The sequence below is a fragment of the Pseudomonas sp. P1_F1_2 genome, assembly GCF_056405815.1.
This window is the reverse complement of the sequence record NZ_JBFUBK010000043.1, coordinates 41,073-47,098: the sequence shown is the minus strand read 5'-3', so window position 1 is coordinate 47,098 and position 6,026 is coordinate 41,073. Positions and strand designations below refer to the sequence as shown.

The following is a 6,026-nucleotide window of genomic DNA, read 5'->3' as shown; positions in this document are numbered from 1 at the left end:
GGGGTTAGCGGTGTTGGTGGGAAATCATCAGGCAAAAAAAAACGGGAGCCCCTGAGGACTCCCGTTTTTGTATTGCCGGTGAACAATCACTTCGCCTGGTAAATGATCCCCGGGCTGCACTGGACCATCTGGTAATGATCCGGCAAACCGTTCAGCGCTTCGGACGCGCCGAGGAACAAATAGCCGCCCGGTTTGAGCGTGCTGTGAATGCGCAACAGGATGTCTTTCTTCACCTCTGCGGAGAAGTAGATCAGCACGTTGCGGCAGAACACGATGTCGAATTTGCCAAGGGCCGCGTAGCTGTCCAGCAGGTTGAACGAGCGAAACTCCACCCGGCTCTTGATCGGCGCCTTGATCGCCCAGCGTCCCGGCCCTTTTGGGTCGAAGTAACGCTGAAGACGCTCGGGCGACAGGCCTCGGCCGATGGCCAGGCTGTCGTACTCGCCGGTCTTGCAGTTGGTCAGCATGGTGCCGGACAAGTCGGTGGCTACAATCTGCGCACCCATCTTCAACTGACCCATGTTGACGCGCTCGAACTCATCGATGGACATCGACAGCGAGTACGGTTCCTGACCCGACGAGCACGCCGCCGACCAGATCCGCAGACGCTGACCGGGAGCGGCCTTGATCGCTTCAGGCAATACCTTGTTCTTCAAGACTTCAAACGGATAGGTGTCACGAAACCACAGGGTTTCGTTGGTGGTCATGGCATCCACCACCATTTCGCGCAAACCGCTGCGCGGCTGGGTCTGGATGCGCTGGACCAGCTCACCCAGGGATTTGATGCCTTGCTGTTCCATCAGTTTGTTGAGACGGCTCGAGACCAGGTACTGCTTGTTTTCACCGAGCAAAATGCCACAGGCTTTTTCCAGGAACACCCGGAACTGTTCGAAATCCAAATTACCCGTAGACAATGATGCCGCCTCTTAAATCGTGTTAACCACCAGGGGCAGAAGGCCCCTAGCTGATATCTGCTGCTTTGATCCGGTCGACTACCCGGGATGCCAGGTCATCAGGACGGAATTTGGCAAGGAAGTCATCGGCACCGACTTTCTTGACCATCGCCTGATTGAATACACCCGACAACGAAGTATGCAGGATGATATGAAGCTTTTGCATGCGCGGGTCGTTGCGGATCTCGGCCGTCAGGGTGTACCCGTCCATTTCCGGCATCTCGATGTCGGAAATCATCATCAGGAACTCTTCCTCCGGCTTTTTCCCTTCGTCGACCAGCTTTTTCAGATAGTCCAGCGCTTGCTTGCCGTCGTTCAACGCGACCACTTCGACACCGACGGTTTGCAGGCAACGGGTCACCTGCTTGCGTGCCACCGACGAGTCATCGACCGTCAGGACCTTCAAGGACAAGGCCTTGTGCTGGGTTTCGACATCCACCACGCCGACCGAAATCACTTCCGGTGTCGGGGCCACTTCCGCGAGGATTTTCTCGACGTCGATGATTTCGACTAACTGATTGTCGACCCGAGTCACAGCCGTCAGGTAATGATCGCGCCCCGTGCCCTTGGGCGGCGGGTGAATCTCTTCCCAGTTCATGTTGACGATGCGTTCCACCGAGCGCACCAGGAAACCCTGGGTCTTGGTGTTGTACTCCGTGATGATCACGAACGGATTGCTTTGATCTTTCAGCGCGCCGGAACCGGTCGCCATCGCCAGATCAAGAATCGGAATGGTCGCCCCCCGGATGTTTGCCACACCGCACACGACAGGACTGGATTTTGGCATCAGCGTGAGTTTGGGGCATTGCAGCACCTCCCGAACCTTGAACACGTTGATCCCGTAAAGCTGCTGGCCGTCGAGACGGAACAACAACAGCTCCAGGCGATTCTGCCCTACCAGTTGCGTGCGCTGGTTTACCGCATCCATTACACCAGCCATGCACAGACTCCTACACCAACGCTTAAGTGTGTTGCGACGCACGTTAATTGCTAAACGGCACGGCGCTTGCTTTTTAACTCTTATGAACACAGAACCGACATTTTTCCGACGCCTGACATCACACGCTCGCCAAGTGCTTTGCGCGGTGTCTGCCGTCTGCCTGTTCAACGCTGGCAGCCCTGCCCTTGCTGACGCAGTTACCTTGCCTGACATGCTTATCGGCGTCACTCAGGGCTTTCTTGAGTTCACCGTAGAAGACTATTTGGCGACCAGTCAAACCGAAGGTCGTTATGAGATTGAGGTCAAGCAGCTCGATCCACGCCTGCGCATGCCCATGTGCGACAAGGAATTGACAGCCACCCTGGAGAGCCCGGCGATCCCGATTGGTCGCGTCACGGTCAAGGTTCGTTGTGACAGCACTTCCCCCTGGACGGTCTTCGTGCCCGCTCAAGTCCGCCTGTTTCGAGACGTCGTCACCACCACTCGGCCACTCAAGCGAGCCGGCTTTATCGAGCCGGGCGACGTCATGCTGCGCGAACGAGACATCAGCCTGATCGGCCAGGGCTACTTCACCTCTACGGATCAAACGATCGGACAGAAACTTACCCGACCAACGGTCGCTGGTCAGGTCCTGACGCTGGTCCACCTCGAACAGGCCGAAGTCATCACCAAGGGCGACCAGGTGGTGATTACCGCTCGCAGCGGTACGCTCAGTGTGCGCATGCCGGGCGAAGCGCTGTCGAACGGCGGCTTGCGTGAACAGATCCGGGTGAAAAACCTTAACTCCCAACGGGTTATCAAGGCGCAGGTGATCGCGCCGGGCCAGGTGGAGGTCTCCATGTAAGGCGCTCTGCTTGGTAAAGCTATGGCGCGCTGCCTGGCTGTTCCCTAAACTGTGCCGCACGCAGAAAATGCGCTGGCGCATGCAAGCTCATTGATAAATGGGTCTAAAGTTTTTGCAGGGAGAGCCGAAAACATGGCAAGCGTCCAAATACCCAGAGGTTTTTTATCATGGTCATCGATTTCAGCCGTTTGAACAGTTCCTCGCCACTGCCCGGCAGTACGCGTACCAGCGCCAACAAGGAAGCTGCCGAAGCCGGCAAATCCGCGCCGCTGAATACGGCGGCTCAACAGGCCAGTACCGCCAATATCGGGGAATCGGTACACCTCAGCGATGAGGCTCAACAGTTGCAGAAGGTCACTGACAAGCTGCGCGATCAACCTGCCGTCGACAACGCCCGCGTGGCCGAGTTGAAAGCAGCGATTGCCGATGGCAGCTATAAAGTCGACAGCAACCGTGTAGCCAGCAAACTGCTCAACTTCGAAGCCCAGCGCTAGGCCACGGCCTGCGCCAGGCTTTTGGACGCTTAAACCCCAAGGCCAGTCATGCACGACACTAATTTACTGCAACTGATCATCGACGACTTTGCTCCAGCGCAACACTTGCTGGAGTTATTGCAAACCGAAGCCCTCGCCTTGCATGGTCGCGACATGCCGCTGCTCGAAGACATTCTGGCGCGCAAACAGGCAATGATCATTCTGCTCGAACAGCATGGCCGCAAGCGCAGCGAAATCCTCGCCAGCCTCAACCTGCCCACCAATCGCCAAGGCCTGGAGCAACTCGCCAGCCAGTCGAGCGTGGGTGAGCAATTGCTGGCGCAGAGCGATGCCCTGACAGACCTTTTGGCTCAGTGCCAGGCGATCAATGTCAATAATGGTCAGTCGATCCTGATACAACAGGCCGCCACGGCCAATCAGCTGAAGATCCTCACCGGCGGCGAACCACCTGCGCTTTACGATGCCCGCGGATCAACCTCCAAATTAGCGAAGCCGCGCCCGCTCAGTCAGGCTTGATTCTGTTGAATAGCTCGCTCTATCAAGACGCGTCACATGCTGGCAATATGCTGGCTATTCGCAGTCATATTTTGTCCGGAGAATGATGAACCGTGTCCAATGCCTTAACCGCGGAAGATGCTCCGCAGCCACCGAAGGTACTCTCCACACCCATGGAGATCGCGGGTAACCTGCGGCAACTGCAAGAAAGCCATGATCCGCTGATCATCACGTTCCACGAGCGTAACCAGCGCTTCCAGAGCTATCTGGTGGACGTTGACCGTGACAACAACATGATTGCCCTGGACGAGATGGTGCCTCGCGATGGCGAACGCTATCTGCTGGCGGGCGAGTCGTTTCGGATCGAAGGCTTCCATGAGGGCGTGCGCATCGCCTGGGAAAGCAACGGTCTGCTGAACATCGACGAATCCGGCAACACACGCTGCTATCGCGGCAAACTCCCCGACCAAGTGGTCTACCACCAGCGCCGCAATGCCTTCCGGGCTGCGTTGAAGCTGGCGCAACTGGTCAATGTCGAACTGAGCGGTGAAAAGCTCAAATCGCCGGTCAGTGGCAAGTTGCTGGATATTTCCGCCACCGGTTGCAAATTGCGTTTTGAGGGCGACATCACCAGCCGCCTGCAACTGGGCCAGGTCTACGAGCGCTTCGTTGCCGCCCTGCCCTTCGGCAGCATGACCACACCGGTGGAATTGCGTTACCTGCACTTCGAAGAAAAGATCTCCACCACCTTCGCCGGTCTCCGCTTTCACAATATGAGCGGGCTGGAGCAGCGCCAGGTCGAGCGCTTCGTGTACCAGCTTCAGCGTGAAGCCCGACGCTTCGACAAAGACGATATCTGATCCAGCGCTTCAACAAAAAACGGGCAGTCCCTTGCGGAACTGCCCGTTTTTTTTATGCATCAAGGTTAGGGCCTGGCCTCAGTAAAACTTGGCTCGCGACCTGAGTTCGGGTCTTCCGGTGGCGTCGATTCGGGCTCAGGAGTCGGATCCGGATCCGGCTCCGCTTCAGGATGAACCGGGCTGTGCATCTGCTCCTGCACCACCTGCTCATCGACACGCGGGTCAAGGCACGCCACCAGCGGCGAGCTCGACATGCTGTCCGGCATCGCCACGTGATGCAGCGGCGCATCGTCGACCTGATGCAGGTTGGTGACCGCTTTCGGGCGGATCCGCCACACCAGCACCAACGCGAAGAAACTGAAAAACGCATAAAGACTCTGGCTGCCGAACAGCTTCATCAGCACCCCGGCGACCAACGGCCCGATACTGGCGCCGACACCGTAGGTCACCAGCAACATCGCCGTCAGCGAAACCCGACGATCACCTTCGACGTGGTCATTGGAGAACGCCACCGCCAACGGATACAGGCAGAACTGCACCAGCGAGCAAAGGAAGCCGGAGATGAACAACACCTCCAACGGCACTTTCTGCAGGATCGCCAGCGGTAGCGCGGCCAGTGCCAGGCTGAAGGCAAAACAACGGATCAACAGCGCCCGGTCATAACGGTCAGACAGCCAACCCAGCGGCCACTGCACCAGCAGGCCGGCAAAAATGCAGCTACCCATGAACAGACCGACCTGCTCGGTGGACAGTCCCTGCTGGGACGCATACAGCGGCGCCAGACCGTAGAACGAGCCGACGATCAACCCCGCGCCCAATACCGTGCTCAGCGACTGCGGCACGCGTTTGATGAAGAAACGCGGCTCCATCGGGGCCGGGTGCAACGGCGCCGGGTGAATCCTTCGAGTGAGGGCCACCGGCACCAGGCACAAGGCGAAACACAAGGCGACCAGCATCAGCAGTTCCAGGCCCAGGCCGGGGTGCATGACCAGTATCAGTTGACCCAGCACCAAGCCCAGGTACGAGGCGATCATATAGCCGCTAAACACCATGCCGCGCTGCTTCGCGTCGGCCTGTTCGTTGAGCCAGCTCTCGATGACCATGTACTGGCACATCATGCCCAGGCCGACGATTACCCGCAGAAACAGCCAGGCCGGCAGCCAGTCGATCAAACCGTGGCCGAGCACCGCCGCCCCGACGATCCCGGCACACGCGGCATACGCACGAATGTGCCCGACACGGGCAATCAGTCGGTGACCGATCTTGCCACCCAGCACCAGGCCGAAATAGTTGGCCGCCATCAACGCACCCACCCACAGGCTGTCGACATGGTCGGCGGCCAGGCGCAAGGCCAGGTAAGTGCTTAACAGGCCCGAGCCGATCAACATCATCAGCGAGGCGAAATACAGCGCTCGAAAGGATTTCCAGATTTGGCGCATC

The 6,026-nt window shown here is 58.2% G+C and carries 7 protein-coding genes; 4 read left to right on the top strand and 3 right to left on the bottom strand.

Going from position 1 to position 6,026, the window contains the following annotated elements:
* Positions 1-86: 86 nt before the first annotated feature.
* Together cheR and AC1D2P_RS14860 are read right to left on the bottom strand one after the other, a co-directional pair.
* Positions 87-914 carry a protein-glutamate O-methyltransferase CheR gene (gene cheR, locus AC1D2P_RS14865; RefSeq protein ID WP_010457158.1) on the bottom strand — a complete coding sequence of 276 codons (828 nt, stop codon included), beginning with the start codon at positions 912-914 and terminating at the stop codon, positions 87-89.
* A gap of 46 nt (positions 915-960) precedes the next feature.
* Positions 961-1,893, bottom strand: a complete 933-nt coding sequence (locus tag AC1D2P_RS14860) for a chemotaxis protein CheV (protein ID WP_077431459.1) — start codon at positions 1,891-1,893, stop codon at positions 961-963.
* Between the two features lie 82 nt (positions 1,894-1,975).
* Between AC1D2P_RS14860 and flgA the strand changes: the two genes are divergently transcribed.
* From flgA to AC1D2P_RS14840, 4 genes are all read left to right on the top strand, one after another.
* The gene (gene flgA / locus AC1D2P_RS14855) at positions 1,976-2,737 is read left to right on the top strand and encodes a flagellar basal body P-ring formation chaperone FlgA (protein WP_109785163.1); all 762 of its coding nucleotides are present in this window, start codon (positions 1,976-1,978) and stop codon (positions 2,735-2,737) included.
* Between the two features lie 167 nt (positions 2,738-2,904).
* Positions 2,905-3,231, top strand: coding sequence for a flagellar biosynthesis anti-sigma factor FlgM (flgM, locus tag AC1D2P_RS14850; RefSeq protein ID WP_046031551.1), 327 nt, complete (start codon positions 2,905-2,907; stop codon positions 3,229-3,231).
* 48 nt (positions 3,232-3,279) lie between these two features.
* On the top strand, positions 3,280-3,747 hold the full coding sequence (locus tag AC1D2P_RS14845; protein WP_046031550.1) for a flagella synthesis protein FlgN: 468 nt from the start codon (positions 3,280-3,282) through the stop codon (positions 3,745-3,747).
* Positions 3,748-3,839: 92 nt separating this feature from the next.
* Complete coding sequence (locus AC1D2P_RS14840) at positions 3,840-4,586, top strand: flagellar brake protein (RefSeq protein WP_046031549.1); 747 nt, start codon at positions 3,840-3,842, stop codon at positions 4,584-4,586.
* Between the two features lie 65 nt (positions 4,587-4,651).
* Here the strand turns inward: AC1D2P_RS14840 and AC1D2P_RS14835 are convergent, their stop codons facing one another.
* Positions 4,652-6,025: an MFS transporter gene (locus tag AC1D2P_RS14835; RefSeq protein ID WP_223522229.1), complete on the bottom strand. Its 1,374-nt coding sequence runs from the start codon at positions 6,023-6,025 to the stop codon at positions 4,652-4,654.
* Position 6,026 lies beyond the last annotated feature (1 nt).

What these genes read in the sequence shown, in the direction of transcription:
- AC1D2P_RS14860 (WP_077431459.1), bottom strand. Translation starts at nt 1,893, where the DNA reads ATGGCTGGTGTAATGGATGCGGTAAACCAGCGCACGCAACTGGTAGGG.
- flgA (WP_109785163.1), top strand. Translation starts at nt 1,976, where the DNA reads ATGAACACAGAACCGACATTTTTCCGACGCCTGACATCACACGCTCGC.
- flgM (WP_046031551.1), top strand. Translation starts at nt 2,905, where the DNA reads ATGGTCATCGATTTCAGCCGTTTGAACAGTTCCTCGCCACTGCCCGGC.
- AC1D2P_RS14845 (WP_046031550.1), top strand. Translation starts at nt 3,280, where the DNA reads ATGCACGACACTAATTTACTGCAACTGATCATCGACGACTTTGCTCCA.
- AC1D2P_RS14835 (WP_223522229.1), bottom strand. Translation starts at nt 6,025, where the DNA reads ATGCGCCAAATCTGGAAATCCTTTCGAGCGCTGTATTTCGCCTCGCTG.